Below are 25,816 nucleotides of genomic sequence, written 5' to 3'. Positions count from 1 at the left end.
GGTAACAACGTGGTTGCTCCGGGTTATGAAGGCCCATACCTATTGGGAATTGATTTCGGCACTGAATCGTGCCGTGCCGCAATATTTGATTTGCGTGGTAACCCGCTAGGGTTCGCAGGCACTCCGTACAAGACTAATTTCCCCTCTCCGGGCAGGGCAGAGCAATCGCCCACCGACTGGTGGGAGGCTCTCCAAGCATCCGTGCACAGGGTCTTCGACAAGACAGGTATTCCCGCACGGCATATTGCCGGCATCTCCTATGACGCCACCACCATGACAGTCGTAGCCATGGACAAAGATGGCAACGCGTTGCGCGATGCGATCATGTGGATGGACGTGCGGGCAACAAAGCAGGCAGCCCGTGCAGACGAGATAGACCATTGGGCAAAGCTTTATAACGGCGGTGGCACTATGCCAGCAACCGCAGAATGGTATCCATTCAAAGCCGCCTGGCTCAAAGAAAACGAGCCGGACAATTACAACAGTGCCTACCGGCTAGTTGATGCGCCGGACTGGCTGACCTTCAGACTTACCGGAGAATGGACGGTAAACCAAAACACCGCCTCCATCCGTTCGTACTACAACTCCGACAAGGGCGGCTGGCCTGTCGACTTTTACGAAAAGCTAGGGGTAGGCGACGTTTTTGAGAAATTACCAGAGCGCGTTGCCGCCCTCGGCGATCCAATCGGGGGACTGTCGGTATCTGCAGCGTCTGACCTTGGACTTACCCCGGGAATTCCCGTGGTACAGGGTGGTGGCGATGCCTGGCATGGGCAGATCGGATTGGGCGCAGTAGAACCCGGTTCGCTTGCCATTATTACCGGTTCCTCTCAGGTAATGACGGGGCAGAGCGCAAAACCACTCTATGGCAAGGGATTCATGGGCGCCTACACCGATGCCGTCGTCGAAGGGCAGTACACAGTGGAAGGCTCTTCGGTATCTTCCGGCTCGGTACTGAAGTGGTTCAAGGACGGCTTTGCTCGCGACGTCGTAAATGCTACGGAGAGAATTGGTCTCAACGCGTATGAGGTACTGGACCGAGCTTGCGCCGATATTCCGCCAGGATCAGACGGAGTTATCGTCAATGAGTACTTCCAGGGCAACCGCACCCCGTACACAGACTCACGCGCTCGTGGCATGATCTGGGGGCTTTCGCTGTCTCACACGCCGGAGCACCTGTACCACGCGATCTTGGAGTCGGTGGCTTACGATACCGCGCACAACCTAAAGGTTATGGAAGAGGGCGGATTCAAGCCCGACAAGCTCGTTTATTGCGGTGGGGCAACCAAATCCAAGGTGTGGATGCAAATGTATGCCGACGTGACCGGTATTCCCGCAACTCTGACACAGGTAGGCGATGCGGTGGTGCTCGGTTCGTGCATGCTTGCCGCGGTTGGCGCCGGACTGTATCAGTCATTGCCGGACGCAGCACGCAACATGGTTCACGAGGCCGAAGTCATTGAACCGAACAAAGACAAGCACGAGCAGTACCAGTTCTACTTGCAGCAGTACATGGACGCATGGCCGCAAATGGCAGAACTAACCCACAAGACTGTTGACCACATCAGTTAGGAGAGATGGTGTCAGAACTAATAGAGACCGCCCTTAAGACGGCAACTGAGACTAGGGATATCGCCTTCGGAGAAGACGTAAACCAAAAGACCGGCGAGCTATTTGCCAAGAATTTCCCGGGCAAGAAAGTGTTCGTTGTTGCTGACCAGAATACCTACGGCGCCTGTGGTGACCAGGTGGTGCAATCCCTTCGTGAAGCAGGGGTGCCCTTTGCGGCAGAGCCGTATATCTTCCCCGGCAAGCCGACTCTGTACGCAGGCTATGAAAACGTCGAAAAGCTACGCGAGATTATTCGACCTCTGGGCGAGGAGACGGTAGTTTGTTCCATCGCCTCCGGCACGTTGAACGACCTGGCAAAGCTCTCCTCCGGAGAACTGAAGCGCGAGTACATGAACGTCTGCACGGCGCCGTCTGTAGACGGATATGCCGCCTTTGGCGCTTCCATTGCCAAGGATGGATTCAAGTCGACGCACTCATGCCCAGCTCCGGCCGCACTCGTAGCCGATCTGCAGACCATGGCGGATTCGCCGAAACGTCTTATTGCTACTGGATACGGCGATCTAATAGAGAAGATTCCCGCTGGAGCGGACTGGATTGTTGCCGACGCCCTAGGTATCGAACCAATTGACGAATACGTGTGGTCGCTAGCGCAGTCGACTTTGCGCGATGCTCTGGCAGACCCTGAGGCGGTTGCCCAGGGGGAGCTGGAATCGATTGCCAAGCTAGCAGAGGCCAACATCATTTCCGGTCTGGCGATGCAAGCGGCGCAGTCTTCTCGGCCAGCATCTGGAGCGGGCCACCAGTTCTCGCACGTATGGGAGATGGAAGGACACGGAACCGACTGGGATCCGCCACTATCTCACGGCATGAAGGTGGGCATCGGCACCGTTGCTTCCTGCGCTATCTGGGAAGAATTGCTGAATGTTGACATCGAAAATCTTGATGTTGACGAAATCGTCCAGAACGCTCCGAGCGCGGAGCAGGTAGAAGAGCGTGTTCGTTCGATGCACACAGACCGCATCGTTGAGGACGCCGTGAAGCACACGCTTGCAAAGCATCTGGAAGGCGATGAATTGCGCGAGCGCGTAATAAAGATCAAGGAAGTTTGGCCAGAGGTATCTAAGAAGGCGAAGGAACAGTTGTATTCGCCCTCCAAGGTGTGGCAGATGCTGAAGAAGGCGGGAGCGCCGTACCACCCAGAGATGATCAAGATCGACTGGGACCGGTTCGTCGAAACCCACTACAAGGCACAGAACATCAGGCCGCGATACACGGTACTAGACGTCATTGCTGATCTGGGGCTTACCGACCAGATTGTGCAGAAGCTGTTCAGTGAGGACGGTTTCTGGGGTAGGCACCGGCATCCAGACGCTGATTAGTTAGTAGGGAGGGCGCAGCTCATGGGGGCTGCGCCCTTTCTTTGCAGTGACTGCGATGCGTTATCCCGGATCGGCTGCGGCGGCGCGGATGCAACGATATGATTCTTGCGGTCCCTATCCTGGAGGTTGTCTGTGCTAGCCCTACTGATCGGTTTTCTTGTAGGGATAGTCGTGGGAGCCCTAGGCGCGGGTGGGGGCATCCTTTCGGTGCCGGTGCTGGTCTATTTGCTGGCGCAACCTCCGCATGCGGCAACTGCTGAATCCCTGGTCATTGTAGGGGTGACGGCTGGAGTATCACTCGTATTTCGAGCCCGGAAAAAGCAGGTGAACTACAAGGGCGGACTAATCTTCGGATGCTGCTCTTTGGCAGGAACTTTTGTTGGCACCTACGCCAACGCCTTAGTACCAGCAAAAGCACTGATGATTGCCTTTGCAATCTTGCTCTTCATTGTTGCTGCGGTAATGTTCCGCAGGGCAAAATCTGAGGGCGAGCAAGCTCAGAGGAGCCCGGCTGCCCCCCGACTTAATCCTTACGTAGCAGTAGTGGGACTGGGCAGCTTAGTTGGACTCTTGACAGGCTTCTTTGGCGTTGGAGGCGGATTCGCAATAGTACCGGCGCTCATGCTGGGTTTGGGTTACCCCATCCATAAGGCTTCTGGGACATCGCTGCTCATCATGGTGATCGCTTCCCTTGGGGGACTAATCCCGCGGTTGGTCACCGGGGTGAGCGTCGATTGGGCTGTCGTAGTGGCATTCACGGTGTCCTCCGCCCTAGGCGGACTGGTGGGCGGGCCACTGTCTCAAAAAGTCCGTCCGGCCACCCTTACCTTGCTATTTGCAGGGCTGCTTTCGGCAGTGGCAGTGGCTACTCTGGCCGGTGAGCTGATCTTTTAGAAATTGCCGTCTAACGCATCGGTTAGTCGGCTTACCAGTTGCGGCCAAGCCCAATTCTCGGCATACTCGCGACCTTTCCATCCCATCTGGCGACGGGCGTCGTCGTTCTCGAGTAACTGGCATATACGCATTGCTAGATCTACCACTGCGGTGCCTTTTACTACGTAACCAGTCTGTCCATGCAGCACGGTTTCTGGAGCGCCACCGCTGTCTCCGGCTATCACAGGCACAGCTGCGGCGCCGGCTTCTAGGTAGACGATGCCCAGACCTTCCACATCTAGTCCTCCCCACCGCGTGCGAGCGGGCATAGCAAAGATATCTGCCATCGCGTGATGGGCGGCTAACTCGGCGGCAGGAATGGCTCCCGTGAACGTGATGTTAGCGCTAGCGGGCGAGGCCTTCGCCATTGCCTTCAGGTGGTTTTCGTAAGGGCCAGATCCTGTGATAACCAGGTGCGCCTCGGGGTGACGTTTGGTAATGCCCTCCATAGCCCTGATTAACATGTCTTGGCCCTTGCGGGGGACAAGCCGCGAAAGACACAGAATTACTGGCCTATCACCGAGCTGATACCGTTGGCGCAGCTGGGCCCTCGCCTGTGGGTTAGGGCGGAACTCTGCTGTATCAATCCCCCCGGGAAGATGCACTACAGGAGTGTTGCCGATAGCCGGCTTCAGATTGTGCAGGGTGTAGTCAGAGATATATGTAACTGCATCAGTGTCAGCAAATATCTTCTTCACCAGCTGGCGGGCACCAGGAATTAGTGTCCATCCGATTTCGTGGCCGTGGGTGGTCACAACAACGTTGCTAGCGCCGGCGGCCTTCGCGGTTTGCGCAAGCAGCCCCAAAGGCGCAGCGGCACCGAACCAGACAGTAGAAATGGCCTCGTCGCGAATTATTTTGGCCATCTTCCGTGCTACCCGCGGCGTTGGTAGCAGCATGCTGGTCTTATCCCTGTAGGTCTTCCACCCAACCGTGGCGTCGTAGCTGGCGCACTCGCCGCCGCGGTCGTTGCGCTTGTATGAGGACGCGTAAACCACCAGGTCTTCAGCAGGAAGTCGACTAGCGTAGTTCTGCAAGAAGGTCTGGATGCCCCCAAGACGAGGCGGGAAATCGTTAGTTACAAGTAGGGTGCGACGCATAAAGCCCACTTTACCTAGATCCGCCCCCGCCTGCCTGCGATCTATCGCCCCGACGACTCGCGCATATGCTGGGAGTGCAGTTCCTCGGCGCGGCGCAAGAACTCTGAAAGCCTATTTCCGGCAGCGACGAGGGCGGGGCCGTGCATCCGTCCTGGCTGGCGTCCCATTCTCTCGATTGGTCCCGAAATGGAGACCGCTGCAATTACCCTTCCCGAAGGGCCCCGGACAGGAGCTGAGACCGAAGCTACTCCCGCTTCGCGTTCGCCGACTGATTGTGCCCAGCCGCGCCTGCGTACTTGACTCAGCTGGGTCGCAGTGAAAGATGCCCCGTGAAGTCCTCGGTGCAGCCTGTCTGGCTCTTCCCATGCCAAAAGTATCTGAGCCGCTGAGCCGGCTTTCATGGACAAAGTAGCTCCTGCCGGGATGGAGTCGCGCAGGCCTACCGGGCGTTCTGCGGCTGCAACGCAAATTCGTTGGTCGCCCTGCCTGCGGTAAAGCTGGGCGGATTCCTTAGTGTGATCGCGCAGAGCATTAAGAATGGGAGCTGCCGACGCCAGGAGTCTGTCCTCGCCAGCGGCTGAGGAGAGTTCTGCTAATCGGGGTCCCAAGATGAATCGCCCTTGGATATCGCGTGCCACGAAGCGGTGATATTCCAATGCCACTGCGAGTCTGTGCGCTGTGGGGCGAGCTAGATGTGTTGCCGACACCAACTGGGCAAGGGTAGCCGGTCCTGATTCAAGGGCACTAAGTACCAGCGCGGCTTTGTCGAGTACACCGACGCCGCTGGTATTTTTCGCTTTGTCCATAGACTGATATTGCCATCTCAGTGAGCAAGATTGCAAGTATCGTGGTCAGAAATCCCCTGGTGAAGGACCGGAAATCAGCAAAGGAGTGAGGCAAATGGGTAAAACCTTGGCAGAAAAAGTTTGGCAAGACCACGTGGTTTACCATGGCGAAAATGGGGCCCCCGACCTCCTTTACATTGATCTGCACCTGTGCCACGAAGTGACTTCGCCGCAAGCATTTGACGGTTTGAGGCAAGCTGGCAGAACGGTGCGCCGCCCAGATCTCACGATTGCCACGGAGGACCACAACACTCCGACGCTGAACATAGACCTACCCATTTCGGATCCGACTTCGCGGCTGCAGCTGCAGACACTGCGCGATAACGCCGAGGAATTTGGCATTAGGCTGCACCAGTTAGGAGATGCTGACCAAGGAATCGTCCACGTGGTTGGGCCCCAATTAGGACTTACTCAACCGGGCATGACGGTAGTCTGCGGCGATTCGCACACCTCAACTCACGGTGCGTTTGGAGCCTTGGCGTTTGGCATCGGTACCTCGCAAGTGGAACATGTCCTGGCTACGCAGACGCTGCCAATGCAACCGTTCAAGACAATGGCCGTAACAATTAATGGCCACCTCCCGGCTGGGACCGGAGCAAAAGACATCATCTTGGCAGTCATTGCCAAGATCGGTACCGGTGGCGGAGCCGGTTACGTCATCGAATATCGGGGGAGCGCGATCGAAGAGCTGTCCATGGAAGGGCGCATGACAGTTTGCAACATGTCTATTGAAGCGGGCGCTCGTGCCGGCATGATCGCGCCAGACGAGGTTACCTTCGAGTATCTGAAGGGACGTCCGCATGCTCCGGAAGGTAAACAGTGGGATGAGGCCGTTGAGTACTGGAGGGGGCTGCACTCTGATCCGGATGCCATTTTCGACGCCGAGATAGTCCTGGAAGGGGAAGAAATGGAACCTTTCGTCACCTGGGGCACTAACCCTGGACAAGGGGCTCCTCTGAGTGGGTATGTGCCGGATCCAGAAACATTCTGCGATGAAACTACCCGTGCCAGCGCCCGCAGAGCGGTGCAGTACATGGGACTCACCCCAGGCACGGCGCTGCGTGACATAAAAATTGACACGGTGTTTCTTGGTTCGTGCACCAACGGTCGTATCGAAGATCTACGGGCTGCCGCCGAAATTGTGCGAGGGCGCCACAAAGCTAGCGGTGTGCGCATGCTAGTCGTCCCCGGATCGGCTCGGGTGCGACTGCAGGCAGAAGCGGAGGGGCTGGACAAGATCTTCAAAGATTTCGGGGCCGAATGGCGCAACGCAGGGTGCTCTATGTGTCTCGGCATGAACCCGGACAAACTGCGTGAAGGAGAAAGGTCGGCCTCGACCTCAAATCGCAACTTCGAAGGAAGACAGGGCAAGGGTGGGCGTACTCACCTAGTGTCCCCGCTGGTAGCAGCCGCTACTGCCGTGCGCGGCACCCTGTCATCGCCAGCAGACCTGTAAGGAGAGGGAAATGGAAAAGCTGATAAAGCACACCGGAATCGGAGTGCCCCTGCGGCGCTCCAACGTGGATACCGATCAGATCATCCCCGCAGTTTTCCTAAAGAGAGTAACGAAGACTGGTTTTGCTGATGGCCTTTTTGCTTCCTGGCGGAATCGGCCTGACTTTGTTTTGAACAATCCCGCCTATGCCCAGGGCAGCGTGCTGGTAGCAGGGCCTGATTTTGGAACCGGGTCCTCGCGCGAACATGCGGTGTGGGCGCTCAAAGACTACGGCTTTCGAGTGGTGTTATCGCCAAAGTTTGCAGACATATTTCGCGGTAATGCCGGAAAACAGGGGCTGGTAGCCGGAGTGATTTCGCCCTCGGATCTGGAAGAGGTCTGGCAGCGCCTGGAGGCGCATCCCGGTATGGAAATCAGCGTGGACCTCACTGACAGGTCAGTGCGCGCCGGCGACTATTCTTGTCATTTTGAACTGGATGATTACACGTGTTGGCGCATCATGGAAGGGATGGACGACATCTCGATCACGCTTGCACATGTGGGCGAAATTGATGCCTTCGAAGCTGCCCGTCCAGGCTTCAAACCAGTGACCTTACCCGCTAAACATTTGCCATCAGCGAAGGTGGAAGCAGCTAGACCAAACGTAGAATAAACTCGTATAGTCTTTGCCGCATCTAATTGGAGGAAGTATGGGTGGAATTTTGCGTGTCAACGGCGGGAAACCCCTCAAGGGGCGTATCCGAGTCCGTGGCGCTAAGAACTTTGTTCCCAAAGCCATGGTTGCGGCTCTACTAGGCGATGGGCCCTCGGTACTCCGTTCTGTTCCCCTGATTCGCGACGTGGACGTGGTCAGTGGCCTGCTGCAGTTGCACGGGGTCAAGATTGACTATGACCAGGCTGGTGGTGTCCTCAAGATGGATCCCACAAATGTCGATTCTGCTCACGTGGCCGACATTGATGCTCACGCCGGCTCGTCCAGAATTCCAATTCTGTTTTGTGGACCGCTGTTGCACAGGTTGGGGGAGGCCTTTATCCCAGACTTAGGTGGTTGCAACATTGGTGGCAGGCCGATCGATTTTCACCTGAATATTCTTCGCGGCTTCGGAGCGATCGTCGACAAGATGGAGGCGGGTATCCATCTGCGTGCTCCGAATGGGCTGAAAGGCACGGTAATTGAGCTGCCCTACCCCTCGGTTGGAGCCACAGAGCAGACGCTACTCACCGCTGTACGTGCGGAAGGTATCACCGAGCTGCGCGGTGCAGCCGTTGAACCCGAGATCATTGACTTGATCAACGTCCTCCAGAAGATGGGCGCCATTATTTCGGTAGATACCGACCGCGCCATCAGGATTGAGGGCGTGAAGCGCCTTACCGGATACAGTCACACTTCTTTGCCTGATCGCATCGAGACCGCTTCCTGGGCGTCTGCCGCTCTGGCTACAAAGGGAGACATCTTTGTCGAGGGCGCTCACCAGGGGGACATGACGACGTTCCTGAACGTGTTCCGCAAGGTAGGCGGCGCTTTCGAGGTGGACGAGGACGGCATCCGCTTCTACCATCCGGGCGGCGCGCTAAAGTCGATTGCCCTAGAGACGAACGTGCATCCGGGCTTCATGACCGATTGGCAACAGCCGCTTGTCGTTGCGCTTACTCAGGCTGAGGGGTTGTCAATTGTTCACGAGACGGTCTACGAGAACCGTTTTGGTTTCACTTCTGCATTGCGTGAAATGGGCGCAACAATCCAGGTTTACCGCGAATGTCTAGGCGGTCTGGAGTGTCGCTTTGGGCAGCGGAACTTCTTCCATTCGGCGGTAATCTCGGGTCCCACCCCGCTCCACGGGGCCGATATTGAAATACCTGATCTGCGCGGTGGCTTTTCGCATCTGATTGCTGCTCTTGCAGCTGAGGGCACTTCCAATGTGCGGGGTATCAATATGATTTCGCGTGGTTACGAGCATTTCATCTCTAAGTTGGAGGCTCTGGACGCTGACGTGGAACTGGTGCAGTGAGTCTGTCTTTTGCTGTTTTGGCCTCTACCCGTTCGGGTAGGGGCCACTCTGCTAGATGCCTCCGGCAGGTAGTCAAAGAAATGTCGAGGCGCGGTAACGTCTTACTGGCTCAGCAAGTCTCGTGGGCTAAGGAAGTCAGCCAGGTAGTGGAGCATGCCTGCGCGCTGGACATAGACGTGGTTGTAGCTATTGGCGGAGACGGGTTTGTGGCTGCCTGTGCCCCGACGGTTGCGGCATGGCAGAAGATATTGCTGCCTATTCCTGCGGGCAGCGGCAACGACTTTGTCCGCTCGGTGGGGCTGCCTTTGGATGTGGGGGAAGTGTTTGCCGGGTTTGAAGGATACTGTTCCCGGCAGGTAGATATGCTGCGGGTCACAGGACAAAGTGGCCAAGTTAAGTACTGTTTAGGGGCGGTTTCTACAGGTATAGATGCGGCGATTAACGCCGCGGCTAACGCTTCTAGAATTCCGGGTGCACTGGGGTATCGGTCGGCTCTTCTTCAAGCCGCGCTCCGATACAAGCCCTTCCCGTATCTAATTGAGTTTCGCGATGAAACTGGGCAGCGGCGGAGGTATCGCCATCACGCGTATTTAGCTACCTGCGCTAATACTTCTGTCATTGGCGGTGGCATCAAGATTGCTTCGGGGAGCCTCGGCGATGGAATGTTTGAACTGGTCACGTTCCGCAAGCCGCCGTCCGTAAGGAAGATCCTCCAGGCTGTTTCCATGGCGAACGCCGGTAAGATACAGGAAAACGAATTCTACGAGGTGACCCGGCTGGCGTGGGCGAAAATTACCCCGTTGGTCCCCATTGTTGCGTATGCCGACGGCGATGCGCTTTGGCAAGGGAGCGTTGAGGTGGCCACTGCGTCGCAAAGATTGAAAGTGCTAGCGCCTGTAGAATAGGGCCCATGCGAGAGTTCGGATCTTTCTACAAATTCTGTTTCAATGTTGCCAAGACTGCGGTGGCGGCTATTACTAAGAAGGATTGGGCTGGCCAAGAGCATCTGCCGGAAGGTGGCTTCATTGCCGTGTCTAACCATGCCACTAATTTCGATGCGCTGACTTTCATGTATTTTCTAGGTGAGGCCGGAATCCCGCCTAGGATGCTTGCAAAGGCTGAGTTATTCGACATTCCGGTGTTGGGAGCCATCATGCGGAAGTGCAAGCAGGTGCCCGTATACCGAGGTTCCGACAGGGCCGGTGATGCCCTGGCAGGGGCTGAGAAGGCTTTGCTGGCTGGCGAATGTGTCGGTATTTTCCCTGAGGGGACACTTACCGAGGATCCGAATTTCTGGCCTATGAGGGGAAAAACCGGGGCAGCAAGGCTCGCCCTGCGCACGCATGTTCCCGTTATCCCTATCGCACAGTGGGGCGCCCTAGAAGTGCTCCCGCAGCGGTCGTCGAAGTGGAAGCTGTATCCCCCGACGAAGATCACGATGAGGGCGATGGAACCGGTATACCTAGAGGATCTGTACGAGCGAGGCGTCGAAGATCACGAGGCTGTCAAAGAGGCGACTGCACGAATCATGAAAGCCCTAACGCAGGGGGTTGCTCAGATTCGCGGGGAAGTACCTCCGGCCCAGCCGTTCGAACCAACTAAGAAATCTCGTTCCAAGCGTCCGTACAAGAAGCGGTCTATTTGGCAGCGGTTGCGTAAGCCTTTTGACTAGCGTGGCTGAGGCAATAACGGGCAGGTGATAACGTGGCGGGCGTGGGAACAAGCAAAGAAGCTGCGATTATTGGGGCCGGCGCTTGGGGCAAAGTATTTGCATCGCTGATGGTGCAAGCGGGTACGAAAGTCAGCGTTTGGGCGCGTAATTCCCGATCTTTTCAGGGACTCGATTCAAGCTGTTTTGCCTCCACTGATTTGCACCGGGTGCTCACAGGCCAATCCGTCCTAGTGATGGCTTTGCCATCGGCTGCGGTACGTCAGGTAGCTAGCAGACTGGCACTGCCAAAAGACGTTACTGTGGTGTCCTTGTCTAAGGGGCTAGAAGCAGAAACGAACCTCTTTATGGCAGACGTGTTAGCCGATGCTTTGCGGATTGATCGCAGTCAGGTCGTGGTGGTCTCTGGACCAAATCTTTCTGCCGAGATCGCAGAAGGGCAGCCGGCTGGCGCGGTAGCAGCATGTTCGGATTTGGCGCGGGCGCAGCAGGTATGCCCGCTCTTTTCTACGCCGCTGTTTCGGCCTTATCTTTCGACGGATGTGATTGGCGCCGAAGTCGGCGGAGTAGTCAAAAATGTCATTGCGGTGGCGGTAGGGGCTGCTGCTGGAATGGGGTATCAGACAAATACTCGCTCCATGCTGATCACCCGTGGGCTTGCAGAGATGGCTCGCTTTGGAAAAGCACTGGGGGCAGATGAGGCAACGTTCCTCGGGCTGGCTGGTGTCGGAGATCTAGTAGCTACCTGTTCGTCAGCAAAGTCTAGAAATTTTACTTTTGGGTTCAACATGGGATCCGGAATGGCCCGGGAGCAAGCCTTCAAAGTCTCGGCGGGTGTGGTTGAAGGGGCCCGTTCTGCAAAGGCGGTGATCACTATTGCGCGGGCTCGCGGAATAGAGATGCCTATCACTGAAGCAGTAGCGAAAGTAGTATTTGAAGGCGGTTCCATAGCTGATATGGGTGAATATCTGATGGGTAGATCACGCAAGATGGACGGTGTAGACATCAAACTTGTTTAGCAAGGCAAGTTGTACGGGAAGAAGGGGAAAACTGCGGTACCGTAAAACGGTGAACTCTTCCCAAATGAAACCGCGTGTGCTGATTGTATTTGGCGGTCGCTCTGGTGAGCACTCAATCTCATGCTCTACCGCAGCGGGTGTCCTCGAGAACATCGACCGTTCTAAGTTTGACGTCCTTACGGTCGGAATTACTCCGGAGGGAAAGTGGGTAAATGTGCCCGACGACCCGACGTTGTACCGGCTTGAGGGCGACAGCGGGGCAACTATCGCCGGAGACAAGTCGCGGATGGACATCGTTCCAGGCGAGGGGCGCGCCCTCGAAATCATTTTGGAAGAGGGCGAGATCGTAGAAGCTGCAGATCTGGGAAATGTCGATGTGGTTTTTCCTCTTCTGCACGGACCGTATGGCGAAGACGGCACCATTCAGGGCATGCTCGAGATGGCGGGGCTGCCGTACGTAGGCTGTGGAGTGCTCGCCTCTGCTGCTTGCATGGACAAGCCGACTACCAAAACTATCCTTACCGAGCAGGGAATTCCGGCCGGCCGCTGGCAGCTGGTAACTGACTATCAGTGGCGCAGTGATCAGGATGGAGTCCTCTATCGGCTGGGGGCCTTAGGGCTGCCGGTATACGTAAAGCCGGCTCGCGCTGGCTCATCGCTAGGGATCACAAAGGTTACGGCCGTAGAAGATCTTCCCGCAGCGATCGAGGAGGCACGCAGGCACGATCCGCGTGTCATCGTCGAAGCGTTGACTAAGGGGATCGAAGTGGAATGCGCGGTGTTGGGCGCTCCTGCCGGAGAACAGCCGAAAGCATCGGTTTTGGGGCAAATTGAGGTCAAGAACGAGCAGAAGTTCTATGACTACAAGACCAAGTACGTCGATCACGATGCTGTTTCTCTGGTCATCCCGGCGCCGCTGCCGGATGAGCTCATGAAGAAGGCTCAGGACATTGCGGTGGCGGCCTTTGATGCCATGGGGTGCGAGGGACTAGCCCGAGTGGATTGTTTCGCTGATCTTGAGACAGGGCAGATCACTGTAAACGAGATCAACACTATGCCCGGTTTCACGCCGTTTTCTATGTATCCGCTGCTATGGCAAGAGGCAGGTATGAGTTACTCTGACCTTATTACCAAACTAATCGAACTAGCTTTACAGCGCCCTCAGGGCCTGCGTTAAGGGGTATAGAAATAATGAGCAAACCGCGGCTAAATTTGGTGACATGTACCGAATTTCCAAACTTGCAAAGCGATGACGAGGGGCTCCTTGATGCTCTCTCGGATCGCGGCTTGGACCCTTATGTAGTGTGCTGGGACGACAAGTCGGTGGACTGGTCGGATTCTGCTGCGCAGGTTACTCGTTCGGTACGCGATTATCCGCGCAGGCGGAAGGAATATCTACAGTGGGCGCATTCCGTACCCAGGTTGCTAAATCACCCCGATATTCAGGAATGGAATTCGGACAAGCACTACTTGCAGCAGCTGGAAAAGCTGGGGCTTCGCATAATTCCTACTACGTGGCTTGAACCCAGCATGGGGCTTACTAAGCACCAGGTGCATTCTCGTTTCCCTGCCAGCGGCGATTTCGTGATCAAACCGGCGGTTTCCTCAGGCGGTCGGGACATGGGCCGTTACACTGCCAATACTGTTTCGCACAGGCAGAAGGCGCTTGCACAGGCTATGGATCTTCTGTCCAGTGGCGAGACCGTGATGGTGCAGCGCTACATTGATGAGGTAGACGAGCATGGCGAAATGTCTCTGGTTTACATCAACGGGATCATTTCTCACGCCGTGAAGAAGAGGGCGATGCTGCATCCTGCCGAGACTCGCGACGACGAGATCTATGACGAGGTGATTGTGTCCCAGACCGGTACCGAACGAGAGTGGCATTGGGGCGAAGAGATCCGTACCGCGCTGCACGCGCATGTGAGGGCTCGCCTAGGACGCGACGAGCAGTTCTTGTTTAACCGCATCGACCTAGTCGAGGACGGCAAGGGCGGCTACTACGTGATGGAAGTTTCGCTAGTGGATGCGCTCCTTTATTTGAAGGACACGGAGGGCGCGCTCGACACCTTTGCCGACGGTATTGCAATGCGTGCTTTCTGGTAAAGATCTCGGGGCCTCGCCCGTATTTTACGTAAAAAGGTGCTCCGCCACAGTAACTGTGGCGGAGCACCTTTGTGTGTAGGGCCTATTCGATACCTGCTGCTGTTAGGTAGAGCAGAGCAAGGTTCAGGCAGACAATCAGCGCGGTGATGATGAATCCGATTACCTTGATTGCGGTGGAATCAACGTATTCGCCCATGATCTCTTTCTTCGCGGTGTAACGCATTAGAGGGATGATGGCGAAGGGAATGCCCACGCTCAGTAGCGCTTGGCTCCATACGAGAGCGAGGGTTGGGTCCATGCCGGCCCCCACGATAATTAGTGCGGGAATTAGGGTTACTAGTCTGCGCACTACCAAGGGGACCTTGACGTGCAGCAGTCCCAACATAATTTCCGACCCTGCGTATGCACCCACGGAAGTTGACGCTAGCCCCGAGGCTAGAAGACCAATGCCAAAGATGATTCCCATTCCACTGCCAAGGTGGGAAACGATGGCTCCGTGTGCGCCCTCGATAGTGTCAGTGCCTTTTACGCCAAATAGGGAAGAGGCCGCAAGTAGCAGAAGACCAATATTTACTAATCCGGCAAGAATTAGTGCCCAAGTAACGTCAAACTTGCTGGCCCGCAGCAGTCGCTTCAAGCTGTGTGAGCGATCTGCAAAACGGTGGTTTACCAGCGAGGAGTGAAGGTAGATGGCGTGAGGCATTACTGTTGCGCCCAGCATGGAGGCGGCAAGCAGAACTGTCTCGGTGCCCTTTAGGCGCGGAACTAGGCCGCCTAGGGTACCGCTTGCAGAGGGCGGATCTAGCACGAGGCCAGCCATGAATCCGAAGGTGATAACTAGGAGCAATCCGAGCACCACACGTTCAAAAATGTGTTGGCGATCTTCTCCTTGTACCAGCAGCAACAGAATCGATACGAAGCCGGTGATGATTGCGCCTGTCAGGAGCGAAACATTGAAGAGCAAGTTCAGGGCGATAGCCCCGCCAATAACTTCAGCAAGGTCGGTAGCGGCAGCTACGATCTCGGCTTGTAGCCAGAAGGCAATGCGCGACCGTTTGGCCATGCGGTCCCCGAGTAGCTGGGGGAGGGACTTTCCTGTTACTAGGCCGAGCTTTGCGCTCTGATACTGAACTAGAACCGCCATCGCATTGGCTAGCACCAGTACCCATACCAGGAGGTAGCCGTACTTTGCGCCGGCAGTGATGTTTGCTGCGACGTTGCCGGGGTCGACGTACGCAACAGCGGCAACGAATGCAGGGCCAAGGAGCGCAATCATTCGCGCTTTTGCCCCGGTTGCTTCCGGGGCAGATTTTTCAAGTGTAGCTGTAGACATTATTTAGCATACCCGTGTTAGATTGTTCGACTACACGAACTTTAGTTCCAAACGTTTCTCTTAGGCAAGTTTGTCCAGTTCAGCGTGATTGTTGTAAGGGGCAGTAGGGGGCGGGCCTTGCTGAGCAGTTAAACAAAAAGGCGGCTAGCTTACGCTAGCCGCCAGACTGGGGTGGCTGACGGGACTCGAACCCGCGACGTCCTGGACCACAACCAGGTGCTCTACCAGCTGAACTACAGCCACCATTGTCACCAACAGGCAACGGATTAGATGTTACACAATGTTGGTGCCAAGAAGCAAAAAACTGAGGGCGTGTTTCACCTCACCATAGGGATCAGCGAACCTCGGGGTCTCCGAGCGCCTCGGTTTCTTGCTTGGTGTGCTCTACTGCTTCCTTCGCTACCTGCTTGCACTCCTCGCTGGTCGGCCCATCGTCGTGTGGCCACAGTAGCTCTTTGTAATAGCGCAGTTCCTGAAGTGATTCGATGATGTCGGCAAGTGCTCGGTGCCCACCGTGCTTCTCGGGAGCGTGGAAGAAGCTGCGTGGGTACCACCTGCGGGCAAGCTCTTTCACGGACGATACGTCAATTACTCGGTAGTGCAAGTAGTCGATTACTTCGGGCATTTCCTTGGCTAGGAAAGTCTTGTCAGTGCCAATGGAATTGCCTGCCAGGAGTGCCTTACCTGCGGTAGGGACGAAACGCTTGATGTAGTCAAGCACTGCCTGTTGCGCAGTGGCAACGTCGACTCCACCATCCAGCTCTTCCAGAAGACCGGAAGTGGTGTGCATGTTGCGCACGAAGTCATTCATGTTGTCGAGCGCGCTCTGTGGTGGCTTGATCAAGATGTCGAAGCCAGCATCGAGCATCTTTAGATTTGCATCGGTAACAATTACCGCCACCTCAATTAGGCAGTCCTTGTCCAAATCGAGGCCGGTCATCTCGCAATCTATCCACACCAGGGGAGTGCCCTGGACAGTTTTTTCACTACTCATACATCTAACACTAGATCTTTTCGGTTACGTTTTGCTCACTGGTTGTAACTGCGGGACCGGGTGGAAGGGCGGTAGTGCCCCAAATAACATCCCTATCCCGCCGGGTAGGGGTAGTCAGAGTAGTAATTTCTGTGGCAAAGCCGCTAAAGTGGGGGCGTTGCCTCCGTAGCTCAATGGATAGAGCAAGGGCCTTCTAATCCCGAGGTTGCAGGTTCGAGTCCTGTCGGGGGCGCCACTCGTCACCGGGCGCAGGCGTCATGAGTGCCCAAGGGGTTGTGTTGAATAGTGTTGCGATCGACTCAAGGTCGCTGATCTTCCACTCTGTCTTCCCGGTCATTCGGTTAGAGATTTGAGTCTGATTGATCCTTAACGCCCTTGCTAAATCTGATCCGGTCCATCCTGCCCGCGTTAAAAGCAGCTTGATATTAAGGGTAGTGATATCGCCTGCCGAGGTCGGTCTCGCCAATAGTGTAGTGCTCATGCTGTTACCTTATTCGATTAGCGCATAGTCTAGCAAGGTGTGGAGCATCTTATTGCATAATTGATAATTACATGCTTGTAAGTTGTGCGAAAAATGCATAGCATACGCAATATGAACACTACTCAAACGAACGTGTGCGATCGAGTGCGCGAGTATATGGCCGCCGAAGGGATTTCGCAGTCGGTCTTAGCTTCCCGTTTAGGTATGTCGCAACCTTCCTTTAATCGGCGCCTCAACGGGCTTACGGCGTTTAGCGTCGCTGATCTCGAGGCCCTGGCTGGCCTAGGCATTCAGTTGGTCATAACACCCCGTTTTCTTGCTGGTGTTACGGCTGAGTCGCCTCACCCGATTAGGGGGCGTGATGATGAGTAACCCGGATCGTTTTAGGTCTTTGCATGATGCTGCCGATGCCCTAGGCGAGGTTTTGCCGGTCCTTGGCGTGGCTTACATGGGTAGGGATTTACCGGTAGGTGTCGAATATGCCCTTAGGGATCTAGAGACACGGGCCCTGTTAGTCGAGAAGCTTATTAGCCGCACTCTCGAGAAGGAGTCGAGTGATGAGGGCTATTAAAGTTCGTCGCGTCCTGATTTGGGGCCTGCTGCTGCTGACCGTCCTTTTCATTATCGGGGGCGTGCTAGGCGTTTGGTTTGGCCTATATGGAGCTGATCCGATTACCCGGTCTTATGGAGTAGCTATCTTCCTGTTGTCCTCGATTGCTTGCCTTTGGGCGGCGCTCGGTCTATTCATCCTTGACTCAATCGAGATGGGCGCATGAGGCCCGCTACCGCTGGGATGCCCGGCCCGATGCTTATAGGGATGCTCTCACATGCCGGTTGGGGCCCTCTGACCGGTCGCCGATGGCAAGGGGTGCGTTCAACACTGCGCGCTCTAGTGGACCATCTTTACAAAACGCCGAGTTTGAGCGGACGGGGTACAGCGTATCAGATTAGCGTCCGTACCGGCCTTTCAAAGGACTGGACACGGCGTTGTCTTTGGGTACTCGAGGGCCTCGGTGTCATTACCTGGAACCGGGGCGGTGTTATTGATGGCAAGCCCACTGCTGGCACATTCCGTGTCTCTAAACGCGCCCTTGCTGCCCTGATTAATCTTGCCCGCCCGATCAATGACGAGAACACTCGCCGGCACCGCCTCGAGACCTCAAAGCGCTTGGCCAATCTGTACAAACTGTGTTTCAGAAATCGCGGCAAGCGTTTACCCAGCTCAGACCAAGAAGAACTAGGTAAAGACCCTCACACCTTAAAGGGTGGTGAGTGTACCCACTCAACTCACCGCCGAAGTATCTCACCTAAGAAAGGTAAAGAAATGCCAGCTATTCCGAGTATCTCGCCAGATCGATTAGCGGGCGTGCATTGCTCCCACGGCTTTGCCCGCCCTGATCGGTGTCCGCAATGCAAGCTAAACCACTTACCGCCTAATCTGTTTGCCGAGTGGGACGCGCAGCGCAACAAAGCAGCAGGCGGGGCACTAAACCCGGCTGCAGCGGCCGAGCCGGCTCTTATGGGTACTTCTGCTGACCCGGATGTCGCACAGCTCGAGAAGCAGGGATACGCCGGGCCTGCCCTCGCTCTTGCAATGGCAAGGAGGAAGCGCGCATGAGAGAAGTCGAAGAAATCGAAGCGGCTAAGATGGCTATTGATCTATTGACTGACGGTATGCACCGGATAGCGGGCGGCTCGCCGTATTCGATGAGTTGCCAGCAGATTAGCTTTTCTAACGCTCTCGCATCGGCGCGGGACATCCTTCGTATTGGTGTAGCGACTTATCGGATGGATATCCAGGGCTATGAGACCGATTAATGATAATCGCCTTTGGACCCCGGCCGAGGCCGCCGAGGTGCTAGCCGTGTCACCTTGCCAGCTCTCGCATATGAGGAAGCGGGGTACCGGCCCCGCCTTTGTCAAGGTGGGTAGGTCAGTACGGTACGTCCCGGCGGATGTGGCCAGGTATATTACCGAGCGGCGCCGGGGCGGTACACTGCCCGCTACTGGGGTAATATCATGAGGTGCGGCGAGGACTGGCTCACTCGGTCTGGTAAAGCGCGCCGCGCGTTCACTCTCGAGTTGCTCCGGCTGTATGGCTGGCGCTGCTGCATCTGTGGTCTACCGATCAGGCCGGGCGATGAGTCCGTCGAACATCTAACACCGAGGTCTAAAGGCGGGCTGACGACCCTCGAGTCTTGCCGGCCGGCCCATCGGCGCTGTAATAGCTCGGTCGGTAATCGCGGATACGCGGGGCCGGGGGGCCTAATCGAGTCTGGGCTTGGATACTTCACATGAGACCGCGATGTTACGGCTGGCCGCGCGGGCGTGTTTTTTCGCTCGAGGCTGGGGCGGCTCCACCTCGCCCCTGCCGGACTTCCCTCCCCAAACCCACTATTAAAACCGGCCTGAAACCCATCCGAAAGAAGGCCCGCCCAGTATGGATGAATTGGCATTATTTAGCGTAAAAACCCCAGAAAAAAATGAGATTATCGGCGATGTCGAGCAATCATTTAAAACCCAGATCGAATACCTAGAAAAAACCGGGGTAATGAACGCGGCCCAGGCCGGCCTAAAAACTCTGGTCCTCAGATCAGCCCGCGCGGTAGACCGGATCAAACCAACAGACGCCGCAAGCGGGCAAGCCAACCTCATAAAAGCTTTGAACGAGGTATCGGCCCGCCTTCCAGAGCCAAAAAGCGAGGAAGTAAGTGTGATTGATCGGCTTACCGAGCTTTTCGCCGCTGACACGGACGAACCCGGCCCCTTCGACGTGGCACCAACTGATTAGGCTCGCTCATGGCTACTACACTTCGGACTTTTACGCATTTCCCCGCCCCAGCTCACGCGCCCCGCCGCGACTACTCTTATTACACCGAGGAACCCTCTATAACCCGCGTTGCCCGTGCCCTCGGCTTTGAACCCATGCCCTACCAACGGCACATATGGGCTATCGGAACAGAATACCGCCGTGACTCGAGAGGGCGGCGAGTCTACCATTACAACGATGTGCTTGTATCGACCCCGCGCCAATCCGGTAAAACAACCCTACTTAGACCGTTGCGCGTGTACCGGATGGTAATAAACCCGGCTACTCATCTTTTCTGCACCGCCCAGACCCAAAAACACGCCTCAAAGCGCATGTTAGACATGGTCGACGCGGTAGATCACTCTATAATTGGGCCTCTTTTTCACCCTCGGCGGGGTAAAGGCGACGCCGGCCTAACCCTTACCTGTAACGGCGCTGACCTGGCCCAGTTCACCCCGAACGAGGAAGCCGTCCACGGTGAAACCACCCCGTACGTTGATCTCGATGAGATCTGGAACTTTACCGCCGATCAGGGCCGGGCGATTATGGGCGGGATCAGACCCGCGCAGATCACCCTACACGGCCAAGCGCAGCGGTGGTACACCTCGACCAAAGGGACGGCCGCATCAACGTTCATGAACGGTATGGTTGGCGCGTCTTTGAAAGGTGAAACCCCGCGCCTGGCTTATTTTAGCTGGGAAATGGCCGAGGGCGCCGACCCATACGATCCGGCCGTCTGGTGGTCCTTTCACCCCGCTTTAGGTAACACGATTACCGAGGAAGCCCTCCGCGATGAAATCGACCTACCGAGAGGGGAATGGCTTAGAGCATACTGTAACCGGCTTACTGAGGTTGCTGCGACCCTCATGCCTTTGGAGGATTGGGACCTACTCGCCGAGGACTTTCCCAAGCTGGCCCCGCCGGCCCTGGAGGACGTGACAGTAGGGTTTGATCTCGCCGCCGGTAATGAGTGCGCAGCGGTAGTTGCCTCATGGACCACCCCGACCGGCCGGCCCGTCGGCAAGCTATTGCACCAAGCCCCCGGTACCGGGTGGGTAAAAGACTACCTCGAGGACCTTACCGCGCGCGGGGTAAAAGTCTTTGCCGCTGACTCGAAAGGCCCCGCCGCCCGCCTTGTTGACGCACTCGCCGACCAATTACCCGTTAAGGCGCTTAGCTTTTCCGAGCGTGCCCTTGCCGATCAGACTCTCCTAACTGCCGCCCGTGACGAGGCAAAGCTAATCCAAGACGGATCAAAAGCTTTTCGGATCGCTATCGCTAACGCCCAAATACGCCGCCGCAACGGAGTTGATCTATTCGACCGCGACCGGTCGACCGCTCCGATACCCTCCCTAATCGCTCTCTCGATAGGCATATATGCCCATACGCACCAAGTCGCCGAGGTAACCCCGCTGATCGTAGCCTAGGCGGATCGTAAAGGCCCGTAAAGGCCTGTAACGGTTGCCCAGCCTGGCCAAACGCGCGCCCGGCGGCCTAGCCTCTGGGCTATGAGCATTACCCGCGCGATTAGCCAATGGCTGAAAGGCCCAACCGCAACCCGACAAGCTGCCGGCGGGGCTGGGATAAGCATCCCTCCGGCCCTAAGACGCTCCGAAAACGCCTCGCTTTCGGTATCGGCGGCATGTGGCCTGTCTGGTGTCTATCGCGCGATCCAGATCATCGCGACCTCCGTCGCCCAGCTACCCCTACAAGTCGAGCGATCCGGCACTACCGTCACCGAGGGAGTTCCCCCGTACGTTCGCCGCCCGAACCTACATCAATCCCGCTCCGACTTCCTCGAGGCCCTTGCCCTGTCCCTAGCATCCGGGGGAAATGCCTACATTATGGCAACCGGACAAGGCCGGGACATGCTACTCGAGGCCCTCAACCCCGCCGAAGCCACCCCGATAGTAGACCCAAAAACCGGGGCAAAAACAGTTTCGTATCGGGGCCGGACCTACGGCGCGGACCGTATCCAGCACCTAGCGCTAATGCCCCTGCCCGGCTCTCTCTTTGGTCTCGGCCCGATCCAGGCCGCCCGCGTCGAGCTCGCCGGCGCTTTGGACATGCGCGACTATGCCGCTAAGTATTTCCGCGATAGTGGCCAGCCAGCCGGAATCTTGACTACCGACCAGGACGCAACCCAAGACCAGCTAAAAGCCATGCGCAACGCGTGGAACTACCGGGACGCCGACGGGGTGCCCTTGCCGGTCGAGGACAACCCCGCCCGTGTGCGAGTCCTGTCCAAGGGAATGCATTACACGCCCCTTTTCATCAACCCCCGCGATGCCCAATGGATCGAAGGCAGGAAGATGAGCGCGGTCGACATTAGCCGACTTTTCGGTATACCTGCCTCGCTCATGCTCGCCGCTGTCGAGGGCGGAAGCAAGACCTATTCCAACCTCGAACAAGAATGGTTGAGCTTTATCCGCTTCACCCTAATGACTTACACGCGGAAGATCGAGGAAGCCCTCACCGCCCTCGCCCCGAATGGGCAAACCATCCGATTCAACTTCGAGGCCTTCCTACGCCCCGATACCCTAACGCGCTATCAAGCCCACGAGATCGCCCTTAGAAACGGCTTCCTAACGCCTAACGAAGTCCGAAAGATCGAGGGCTTAAACCCACTCGAGGAAGATCAAACCAATGCAGAACACTAGCCCGCTAGAGGGACTACAGACCCGCGCTCTGGCTGACCTTACCGCCGATAACACCGGCGGGGCCGAAGGACGGACCATTACCGCGCTTGCTGTCCCGTACGATACCGAGACGACTCTTTGGGACGGCCTCAAAGAGAAGTTCGCGCCCGGCTCTATCGATGACACCGGCGCGATACTGCGCTATGGGCATACCGAGCCGATCGGCCGAATTATCAAAGCCGAGGACACGGACGCCGGCCGCGTCATTACTGCTGAGATTAGCGATACCGCGCGCGGGCGGGATATCGCAACCCTCATAACTGACGGTGTCTTAACCCGCATGTCCATAGGATTTGACGGCCTCGAGCACACCGAAACCGTCCAGGACGAGGCCACCCTCATAACCTGGACGGCTGTCAAAGCTCGAGAGTATTCGGTTGTCGAGTTCCCAGCATACGAAACCACCCAGATTACAGAAATTAGAGAAAGGCCAACCATGCCAACTGAGACCCAGACCCTGACCCGCTCCGACCTGACCACCGTGACCGACCCGCTAAGGGAACAGGTCGAGGACCTCAGCCGCGACCTCGCCCAGCTGCGAGAAGCCACCAGACCAGACGAGACCGAGGGCATCCCCTTCGTATTCCGCTCTCTTGGTGAGTATGCTCACGCCCTAATTGGCAAGGAATCCCGTCCTGGCGCGACCGAGCTCGCCAAGCGCGCATATGAGGGCGCGGTCATCGGCGATACCGTCGCCCGCCCTGCCTGGCTTGGCAATCTCGAGCGGCGCATCGAGCTAAAACAGCCCGTGACCAACCTTTTCACCCACACAACCGACCTGCCCGCCGAGGGGATGACGGTCGAGTACGCTCAGCGTAAAGGAGAGAGCACTGTCAAGGTTGGGGTACAGGCCAACGAGGGGGACCCGCTGCCCCTTGGCAAGCCCGCCCAGTATGAAGTCAAGTCCGCCCCGGTCCTAACTTACGGCGGCGCCGGTAAAATGAGCTTCCAGGCCATTGACCGCTCGAGCGTCTCCCTACTGGATGACCTCCTCTACCTGCAGGCCCTCGAATACGGTAGGCAGATCGAAGCGAAAACCCGCTCAGTCTTTACCGAACGGGTGAAAGCTAACACTGCCCTTGCTGTCGGCTCGATCACCGCTGGCACCGTGAACGAATGGATCGACACGATCCTTGCATTACTTGCCGCCTATGACGACACCCCTTACCCGCTAGACGGGATCGCGGTCTCGCCGGCGGTCTACGCTGCCCTTGCCAAGCTCGAATACACGCCAAAGGCGCTACAGTTTACCGGCGCGCCGGATCGCCAACAGGGCACCCTAACAGTTGCTACAGGTAGCGCGACCTTCGCTAACCTTTCTGTTGTGCGCGTGCCAGGCTGGGCGGGTAATGCTGCTGCTGGCTTTGCCAAGGAAGCAATCGCGATCAAGGAAGCGCCCGGCGCGCCTCTAAGGTTGCAGGACACGAACGTCTTGGACCTTACCAAGGACTTCGCCGTCTATGGGTACGCCGCTCATTTCGAGCCCGCCCCGGCCGCTATCCGACCAATCACCTTTACCAAGGCCGAATAAATGGTTACCGCTACCGAGCTACGAGCATACCTGCGGGCCGGGCCAAAAGCCGACGAGGCTTTTGTTGTCTCCTGCCTTACCGCCGCGACCGGAACCGTCGAGCGTCACATCGGCACCGCCTCCGTACCGGAAGAAGTAAAAGACCAGGCAATCTTGCAGGTCGCCGGTAATCTCTGGGCTCGGCGTGCCCAATCGGCCCAGCCAGGCCTAGGCGAGGGGATCGAGAGCGCGCCAGCATACTATAGGCCAGCCCTGGACCCGCTAACCCCGGCCCGCCCGATCCTTGCCCCGTGGCTGAAAGGGGCGGGCCTAGCATGATACAAACCGCAATAGATGCAATGGCTGAGGCCGCCGCTGAGGCCCTCGAGGGGACCGGCGTCCCGATCATCACAGACCCGGCAGAGGTGATCCCAGCCCTGGCAGCCGATCAAATAATCCTATTTATTGCCCCGCCAACCGAGATAACCCCGATCACTTATGAACGGCGATCTTACAAGTTCGAGCCCGCCCTCATATCACCCAATAGCGAGGACGCGGCCGGGGCCGTCCTAGCCCTTGGTGAGATTCTCGAAGACCTCGACATGGACCTCGAGGCCGAGACCACAACCCTAGAAACTCTCCAGATTGGGGCCGGGCCGGCCTGGCCCGCCGCGATCATACACACGACGATCACCCTCTAAGAAAGGCAAACTATTATGGCTTCCAAACTCAAAGAGTCTCCCCGCATCCGCGGCAAGCGCCTAGGATTCAAACTAAACGAGACCGAATACTGGCCAGACATGTCCTCTGTAACCCTGGAACCGGTCGATAAAGACGATTCCGCTACCTTCGGGTCCATCAACGTAGGCGGAACCCCGATGCAGCTAAAAGTCGCCGGTATCCAGTCGACCGCTAAAGCCTCGCTTTGGCGCTTCCTGTTCGATCACGTTGGTGAAACAGTCCCGTTTATGATCGCGGTACACGGTAATGAAAAGCCCACCGACGACCAGCCGCACGTTACCGGTAAATGCACGATTGAAAAGCCTCCGGCCTTGTCTACAGAGGTTAACGAGACTGCGACTTTTGAGCTCGAGCTACCCGTCGAGGACTGGACCCTCACAGGCGGTACCGCCGCGCCTTTGGGCTAAAAATGAGTCGAGACAAGGGCGGCAAATACGCTGGCTTAAACGCCCGCATTAGCGGCCTAAACGAGACTATTAGGGACTTGAACCGGGCCGGCGCGGCCGCAACGGACATGCGTGATCTAATGCACTCTGTCGGCATGATTGTAGTACGCCGCGCCGCCGGACTCGTCCCATTAAAGACCGGGCGGCTAAAAGGCTCTCTCAGAGCCGGCCGAGGCAAAACTAAGGCTGTATCGAGGGCCGGCGGGGCGCGCGTGCCATACGCTCCGGTAATTAACTACGGGTGGCCGCGCCGGCGTATCCGCGCGGTGCATTTCCTCGACCAAGCCCTCCGAGATACCCGCGCCGCACAATTCCGCGCCTTCGATGAGGGCATCGAGAAACTACTAAAAAAGAACGGAATGAAATAAGAAAATGGACACCTCCGCAATGCTTGACCGCCTGACCATGGGCGAACTCGAACAATTTGAAAAAATTAGCGGACTACCAATGGACGAAATGGGTAGCCCTGGCACCCCTAAAGCTGGCCTACTAATCGCCCTCGCATACATTGCCGCCCGCCGTAACGGCACCGGCGAAACACTCGAGGATATCCGCGCCCTGCCAGTGAGCAAGGTCGAGGGCATCGTCGAGACCGTCCTCGGCGTCGAGGACGAGCCGGACCCTACCCAGCCGCTAGGCGACTAGCCGCCTTCTGCCTAGCGACAGGCCTACCCCCGTCCGAATACCGCGCCCTTACCCTCGCCGAATACACCGC

Annotated in this window: 32 protein-coding genes and 2 tRNA genes; 28 read left to right on the top strand and 6 right to left on the bottom strand. The window is 56.9% G+C overall.

All coding sequences use genetic code 11. The features are described 5' to 3' along the window. Window positions 1-9: 9 nt before the first annotated feature. From AC1EKG_RS02270 to AC1EKG_RS02260, 3 genes are all read left to right on the top strand, one after another. Window positions 10-1,572 (top strand): FGGY-family carbohydrate kinase, encoded by a 1,563-nt coding sequence (locus tag AC1EKG_RS02270; protein ID WP_004804564.1) that lies wholly within the window; start codon window positions 10-12, stop codon window positions 1,570-1,572. Window positions 1,573-1,577: 5 nt separating this feature from the next. Then, window positions 1,578-2,951: a sn-glycerol-1-phosphate dehydrogenase gene (locus AC1EKG_RS02265; RefSeq protein WP_040314586.1), complete on the top strand. Its 1,374-nt coding sequence runs from the start codon at window positions 1,578-1,580 to the stop codon at window positions 2,949-2,951. Window positions 2,952-3,083: 132 nt separating this feature from the next. After that, window positions 3,084-3,845 (top strand): sulfite exporter TauE/SafE family protein, encoded by a 762-nt coding sequence (locus AC1EKG_RS02260; RefSeq protein ID WP_004804568.1) that lies wholly within the window; start codon window positions 3,084-3,086, stop codon window positions 3,843-3,845. Here AC1EKG_RS02260 and AC1EKG_RS02255 read toward each other — a convergent pair. Continuing rightward, window positions 3,842-4,984, bottom strand: coding sequence for a glycosyltransferase family 4 protein (locus tag AC1EKG_RS02255; RefSeq protein WP_040314591.1), 1,143 nt, complete (start codon window positions 4,982-4,984; stop codon window positions 3,842-3,844). The two genes, AC1EKG_RS02260 and AC1EKG_RS02255, sit on opposite strands and share 4 nt — an antisense overlap. A 41-nt stretch (window positions 4,985-5,025) precedes the next feature. Next, complete coding sequence (locus tag AC1EKG_RS02250; protein ID WP_004804571.1) at window positions 5,026-5,790, bottom strand: IclR family transcriptional regulator; 765 nt, start codon at window positions 5,788-5,790, stop codon at window positions 5,026-5,028. Between the two features lie 94 nt (window positions 5,791-5,884). On the opposite strand from AC1EKG_RS02250, the gene leuC reads away from it, so the two are divergent. From leuC to AC1EKG_RS02210, 8 genes are all read left to right on the top strand, one after another. After that, entirely contained in the window at window positions 5,885-7,285 is a 1,401-nt protein-coding gene (gene leuC / locus AC1EKG_RS02245; RefSeq protein ID WP_481067716.1) for a 3-isopropylmalate dehydratase large subunit, read from the top strand. A gap of 10 nt (window positions 7,286-7,295) precedes the next feature. Beyond that, entirely contained in the window at window positions 7,296-7,937 is a 642-nt protein-coding gene (leuD, locus tag AC1EKG_RS02240; RefSeq protein WP_004804574.1) for a 3-isopropylmalate dehydratase small subunit, read from the top strand. A gap of 37 nt (window positions 7,938-7,974) precedes the next feature. After that, window positions 7,975-9,294: a UDP-N-acetylglucosamine 1-carboxyvinyltransferase gene (murA, locus tag AC1EKG_RS02235; RefSeq protein ID WP_004804576.1), complete on the top strand. Its 1,320-nt coding sequence runs from the start codon at window positions 7,975-7,977 to the stop codon at window positions 9,292-9,294. Next, the gene (locus tag AC1EKG_RS02230) at window positions 9,291-10,199 is read left to right on the top strand and encodes a diacylglycerol/lipid kinase family protein (RefSeq protein WP_481067714.1); all 909 of its coding nucleotides are present in this window, start codon (window positions 9,291-9,293) and stop codon (window positions 10,197-10,199) included. Before murA ends, AC1EKG_RS02230 begins: the two co-directional genes overlap by 4 nt. A 5-nt stretch (window positions 10,200-10,204) precedes the next feature. Continuing rightward, window positions 10,205-10,966: a lysophospholipid acyltransferase family protein gene (locus AC1EKG_RS02225; RefSeq protein ID WP_004804580.1), complete on the top strand. Its 762-nt coding sequence runs from the start codon at window positions 10,205-10,207 to the stop codon at window positions 10,964-10,966. A 41-nt stretch (window positions 10,967-11,007) separates the two neighbouring features. Beyond that, complete coding sequence (locus AC1EKG_RS02220; protein WP_040314697.1) at window positions 11,008-11,982, top strand: NAD(P)H-dependent glycerol-3-phosphate dehydrogenase; 975 nt, start codon at window positions 11,008-11,010, stop codon at window positions 11,980-11,982. Between the two features lie 64 nt (window positions 11,983-12,046). Further along, window positions 12,047-13,159: a D-alanine--D-alanine ligase family protein gene (locus AC1EKG_RS02215; protein ID WP_004804584.1), complete on the top strand. Its 1,113-nt coding sequence runs from the start codon at window positions 12,047-12,049 to the stop codon at window positions 13,157-13,159. Window positions 13,160-13,173: 14 nt separating this feature from the next. Then, window positions 13,174-14,088 carry an ATP-grasp domain-containing protein gene (locus AC1EKG_RS02210; protein WP_004804586.1) on the top strand — a complete coding sequence of 305 codons (915 nt, stop codon included), beginning with the start codon at window positions 13,174-13,176 and terminating at the stop codon, window positions 14,086-14,088. Between the two features lie 82 nt (window positions 14,089-14,170). Here AC1EKG_RS02210 and AC1EKG_RS02205 read toward each other — a convergent pair whose 3' ends face one another. From AC1EKG_RS02205 to orn, 3 genes are all read right to left on the bottom strand, one after another. Continuing rightward, window positions 14,171-15,421: an Nramp family divalent metal transporter gene (locus tag AC1EKG_RS02205; RefSeq protein WP_004804588.1), complete on the bottom strand. Its 1,251-nt coding sequence runs from the start codon at window positions 15,419-15,421 to the stop codon at window positions 14,171-14,173. Between the two features lie 167 nt (window positions 15,422-15,588). Beyond that, window positions 15,589-15,664: transfer RNA gene (locus tag AC1EKG_RS02200), tRNA-His, on the bottom strand. A gap of 91 nt (window positions 15,665-15,755) precedes the next feature. Further along, complete coding sequence (gene orn, locus AC1EKG_RS02195) at window positions 15,756-16,415, bottom strand: oligoribonuclease (RefSeq protein ID WP_004804589.1); 660 nt, start codon at window positions 16,413-16,415, stop codon at window positions 15,756-15,758. Between the two features lie 159 nt (window positions 16,416-16,574). Here orn and AC1EKG_RS02190 point away from each other — a divergent pair. Next, window positions 16,575-16,650: transfer RNA gene (locus AC1EKG_RS02190), tRNA-Arg, on the top strand. On the opposite strand, the gene AC1EKG_RS02185 is transcribed toward AC1EKG_RS02190, so the two are convergent. Next, window positions 16,609-16,896: a helix-turn-helix domain-containing protein gene (locus tag AC1EKG_RS02185; protein ID WP_101485822.1), complete on the bottom strand. Its 288-nt coding sequence runs from the start codon at window positions 16,894-16,896 to the stop codon at window positions 16,609-16,611. The genes AC1EKG_RS02190 and AC1EKG_RS02185 overlap by 42 nt on opposite strands. Window positions 16,897-17,007: 111 nt before the next feature. Between AC1EKG_RS02185 and AC1EKG_RS02180 the strand changes: the two genes are divergently transcribed. The 16 genes from AC1EKG_RS02180 to AC1EKG_RS02105 all read left to right on the top strand — a co-directional run bounded on the left by AC1EKG_RS02180 (window position 17,008) and on the right by AC1EKG_RS02105 (window position 25,746). Further along, entirely contained in the window at window positions 17,008-17,268 is a 261-nt protein-coding gene (locus AC1EKG_RS02180) for a helix-turn-helix domain-containing protein (RefSeq protein WP_101485791.1), read from the top strand. After that, a complete protein-coding gene (locus AC1EKG_RS02175; protein ID WP_219722213.1) occupies window positions 17,261-17,467 on the top strand; it encodes a hypothetical protein in 207 nt (68 codons plus the stop codon). Before AC1EKG_RS02180 ends, AC1EKG_RS02175 begins: the two co-directional genes overlap by 8 nt. Beyond that, window positions 17,451-17,672, top strand: a complete 222-nt coding sequence (locus AC1EKG_RS02170; RefSeq protein WP_481067713.1) for a hypothetical protein — start codon at window positions 17,451-17,453, stop codon at window positions 17,670-17,672. Before AC1EKG_RS02175 ends, AC1EKG_RS02170 begins: the two co-directional genes overlap by 17 nt. A gap of 548 nt (window positions 17,673-18,220) precedes the next feature. Then, the gene (locus AC1EKG_RS02165; RefSeq protein ID WP_101485788.1) at window positions 18,221-18,514 is read left to right on the top strand and encodes a hypothetical protein; all 294 of its coding nucleotides are present in this window, start codon (window positions 18,221-18,223) and stop codon (window positions 18,512-18,514) included. Next, complete coding sequence (locus AC1EKG_RS02160; protein ID WP_101485787.1) at window positions 18,511-18,714, top strand: hypothetical protein; 204 nt, start codon at window positions 18,511-18,513, stop codon at window positions 18,712-18,714. The genes AC1EKG_RS02165 and AC1EKG_RS02160 overlap by 4 nt, the downstream gene beginning before the upstream one ends. Beyond that, entirely contained in the window at window positions 18,701-18,919 is a 219-nt protein-coding gene (locus tag AC1EKG_RS02155) for a helix-turn-helix transcriptional regulator (protein WP_101485786.1), read from the top strand. Before AC1EKG_RS02160 ends, AC1EKG_RS02155 begins: the two co-directional genes overlap by 14 nt. Then, on the top strand, window positions 18,916-19,194 hold the full coding sequence (locus AC1EKG_RS02150; RefSeq protein ID WP_101485785.1) for an HNH endonuclease: 279 nt from the start codon (window positions 18,916-18,918) through the stop codon (window positions 19,192-19,194). The genes AC1EKG_RS02155 and AC1EKG_RS02150 overlap by 4 nt, the downstream gene beginning before the upstream one ends. A gap of 142 nt (window positions 19,195-19,336) precedes the next feature. Next, entirely contained in the window at window positions 19,337-19,687 is a 351-nt protein-coding gene (locus AC1EKG_RS02145) for a hypothetical protein (protein WP_101485784.1), read from the top strand. Window positions 19,688-19,695: 8 nt separating this feature from the next. Beyond that, window positions 19,696-21,132, top strand: a complete 1,437-nt coding sequence (locus AC1EKG_RS02140) for a terminase large subunit (RefSeq protein WP_102201912.1) — start codon at window positions 19,696-19,698, stop codon at window positions 21,130-21,132. Between the two features lie 81 nt (window positions 21,133-21,213). Next, complete coding sequence (locus AC1EKG_RS02135) at window positions 21,214-22,365, top strand: phage portal protein (RefSeq protein WP_101485782.1); 1,152 nt, start codon at window positions 21,214-21,216, stop codon at window positions 22,363-22,365. Next, window positions 22,352-23,935: an HK97 family phage prohead protease gene (locus AC1EKG_RS02130; RefSeq protein WP_101485781.1), complete on the top strand. Its 1,584-nt coding sequence runs from the start codon at window positions 22,352-22,354 to the stop codon at window positions 23,933-23,935. The genes AC1EKG_RS02135 and AC1EKG_RS02130 overlap by 14 nt, the downstream gene beginning before the upstream one ends. After that, window positions 23,936-24,253 (top strand): head-tail connector protein, encoded by a 318-nt coding sequence (locus tag AC1EKG_RS02125; RefSeq protein WP_101485780.1) that lies wholly within the window; start codon window positions 23,936-23,938, stop codon window positions 24,251-24,253. It abuts the gene before it with no gap. Then, a complete protein-coding gene (locus tag AC1EKG_RS02120; protein WP_101485779.1) occupies window positions 24,250-24,615 on the top strand; it encodes a hypothetical protein in 366 nt (121 codons plus the stop codon). The genes AC1EKG_RS02125 and AC1EKG_RS02120 overlap by 4 nt, the downstream gene beginning before the upstream one ends. 15 nt (window positions 24,616-24,630) lie before the next feature. Beyond that, the gene (locus AC1EKG_RS02115) at window positions 24,631-25,062 is read left to right on the top strand and encodes a hypothetical protein (protein ID WP_101485778.1); all 432 of its coding nucleotides are present in this window, start codon (window positions 24,631-24,633) and stop codon (window positions 25,060-25,062) included. Window positions 25,063-25,064: 2 nt separating this feature from the next. Continuing rightward, on the top strand, window positions 25,065-25,469 hold the full coding sequence (locus AC1EKG_RS02110; protein ID WP_101485777.1) for a hypothetical protein: 405 nt from the start codon (window positions 25,065-25,067) through the stop codon (window positions 25,467-25,469). 4 nt (window positions 25,470-25,473) lie between these two features. After that, window positions 25,474-25,746: a hypothetical protein gene (locus tag AC1EKG_RS02105; RefSeq protein ID WP_101485776.1), complete on the top strand. Its 273-nt coding sequence runs from the start codon at window positions 25,474-25,476 to the stop codon at window positions 25,744-25,746. Window positions 25,747-25,816 lie beyond the last annotated feature (70 nt).

This window comes from Winkia sp. C0117E2, assembly GCF_056590455.1.
Note: the sequence above shows the minus strand (reverse complement) of the source record. Positions and strands in the feature narration are given on the sequence as shown.

What these genes read in the sequence shown, in the direction of transcription:
- AC1EKG_RS02265 (WP_040314586.1), top strand. Translation starts at nt 1,578, where the DNA reads ATGGTGTCAGAACTAATAGAGACCGCCCTTAAGACGGCAACTGAGACT.
- AC1EKG_RS02255 (WP_040314591.1), bottom strand. Translation starts at nt 4,984, where the DNA reads ATGCGTCGCACCCTACTTGTAACTAACGATTTCCCGCCTCGTCTTGGG.
- AC1EKG_RS02250 (WP_004804571.1), bottom strand. Translation starts at nt 5,790, where the DNA reads ATGGACAAAGCGAAAAATACCAGCGGCGTCGGTGTACTCGACAAAGCC.
- leuC (WP_481067716.1), top strand. Translation starts at nt 5,885, where the DNA reads ATGGGTAAAACCTTGGCAGAAAAAGTTTGGCAAGACCACGTGGTTTAC.
- leuD (WP_004804574.1), top strand. Translation starts at nt 7,296, where the DNA reads ATGGAAAAGCTGATAAAGCACACCGGAATCGGAGTGCCCCTGCGGCGC.
- murA (WP_004804576.1), top strand. Translation starts at nt 7,975, where the DNA reads ATGGGTGGAATTTTGCGTGTCAACGGCGGGAAACCCCTCAAGGGGCGT.
- AC1EKG_RS02225 (WP_004804580.1), top strand. Translation starts at nt 10,205, where the DNA reads ATGCGAGAGTTCGGATCTTTCTACAAATTCTGTTTCAATGTTGCCAAG.
- AC1EKG_RS02215 (WP_004804584.1), top strand. Translation starts at nt 12,047, where the DNA reads ATGAAACCGCGTGTGCTGATTGTATTTGGCGGTCGCTCTGGTGAGCAC.
- AC1EKG_RS02210 (WP_004804586.1), top strand. Translation starts at nt 13,174, where the DNA reads ATGAGCAAACCGCGGCTAAATTTGGTGACATGTACCGAATTTCCAAAC.
- AC1EKG_RS02205 (WP_004804588.1), bottom strand. Translation starts at nt 15,421, where the DNA reads ATGTCTACAGCTACACTTGAAAAATCTGCCCCGGAAGCAACCGGGGCA.
- orn (WP_004804589.1), bottom strand. Translation starts at nt 16,415, where the DNA reads ATGAGTAGTGAAAAAACTGTCCAGGGCACTCCCCTGGTGTGGATAGAT.
- AC1EKG_RS02185 (WP_101485822.1), bottom strand. Translation starts at nt 16,896, where the DNA reads ATGAGCACTACACTATTGGCGAGACCGACCTCGGCAGGCGATATCACT.
- AC1EKG_RS02180 (WP_101485791.1), top strand. Translation starts at nt 17,008, where the DNA reads ATGAACACTACTCAAACGAACGTGTGCGATCGAGTGCGCGAGTATATG.
- AC1EKG_RS02175 (WP_219722213.1), top strand. Translation starts at nt 17,261, where the DNA reads ATGAGTAACCCGGATCGTTTTAGGTCTTTGCATGATGCTGCCGATGCC.
- AC1EKG_RS02165 (WP_101485788.1), top strand. Translation starts at nt 18,221, where the DNA reads ATGCCAGCTATTCCGAGTATCTCGCCAGATCGATTAGCGGGCGTGCAT.
- AC1EKG_RS02160 (WP_101485787.1), top strand. Translation starts at nt 18,511, where the DNA reads ATGAGAGAAGTCGAAGAAATCGAAGCGGCTAAGATGGCTATTGATCTA.
- AC1EKG_RS02155 (WP_101485786.1), top strand. Translation starts at nt 18,701, where the DNA reads ATGAGACCGATTAATGATAATCGCCTTTGGACCCCGGCCGAGGCCGCC.
- AC1EKG_RS02150 (WP_101485785.1), top strand. Translation starts at nt 18,916, where the DNA reads ATGAGGTGCGGCGAGGACTGGCTCACTCGGTCTGGTAAAGCGCGCCGC.
- AC1EKG_RS02145 (WP_101485784.1), top strand. Translation starts at nt 19,337, where the DNA reads ATGGATGAATTGGCATTATTTAGCGTAAAAACCCCAGAAAAAAATGAG.
- AC1EKG_RS02140 (WP_102201912.1), top strand. Translation starts at nt 19,696, where the DNA reads ATGGCTACTACACTTCGGACTTTTACGCATTTCCCCGCCCCAGCTCAC.
- AC1EKG_RS02135 (WP_101485782.1), top strand. Translation starts at nt 21,214, where the DNA reads ATGAGCATTACCCGCGCGATTAGCCAATGGCTGAAAGGCCCAACCGCA.
- AC1EKG_RS02130 (WP_101485781.1), top strand. Translation starts at nt 22,352, where the DNA reads ATGCAGAACACTAGCCCGCTAGAGGGACTACAGACCCGCGCTCTGGCT.
- AC1EKG_RS02125 (WP_101485780.1), top strand. Translation starts at nt 23,936, where the DNA reads ATGGTTACCGCTACCGAGCTACGAGCATACCTGCGGGCCGGGCCAAAA.
- AC1EKG_RS02120 (WP_101485779.1), top strand. Translation starts at nt 24,250, where the DNA reads ATGATACAAACCGCAATAGATGCAATGGCTGAGGCCGCCGCTGAGGCC.
- AC1EKG_RS02115 (WP_101485778.1), top strand. Translation starts at nt 24,631, where the DNA reads ATGGCTTCCAAACTCAAAGAGTCTCCCCGCATCCGCGGCAAGCGCCTA.
- AC1EKG_RS02110 (WP_101485777.1), top strand. Translation starts at nt 25,065, where the DNA reads ATGAGTCGAGACAAGGGCGGCAAATACGCTGGCTTAAACGCCCGCATT.
- AC1EKG_RS02105 (WP_101485776.1), top strand. Translation starts at nt 25,474, where the DNA reads ATGGACACCTCCGCAATGCTTGACCGCCTGACCATGGGCGAACTCGAA.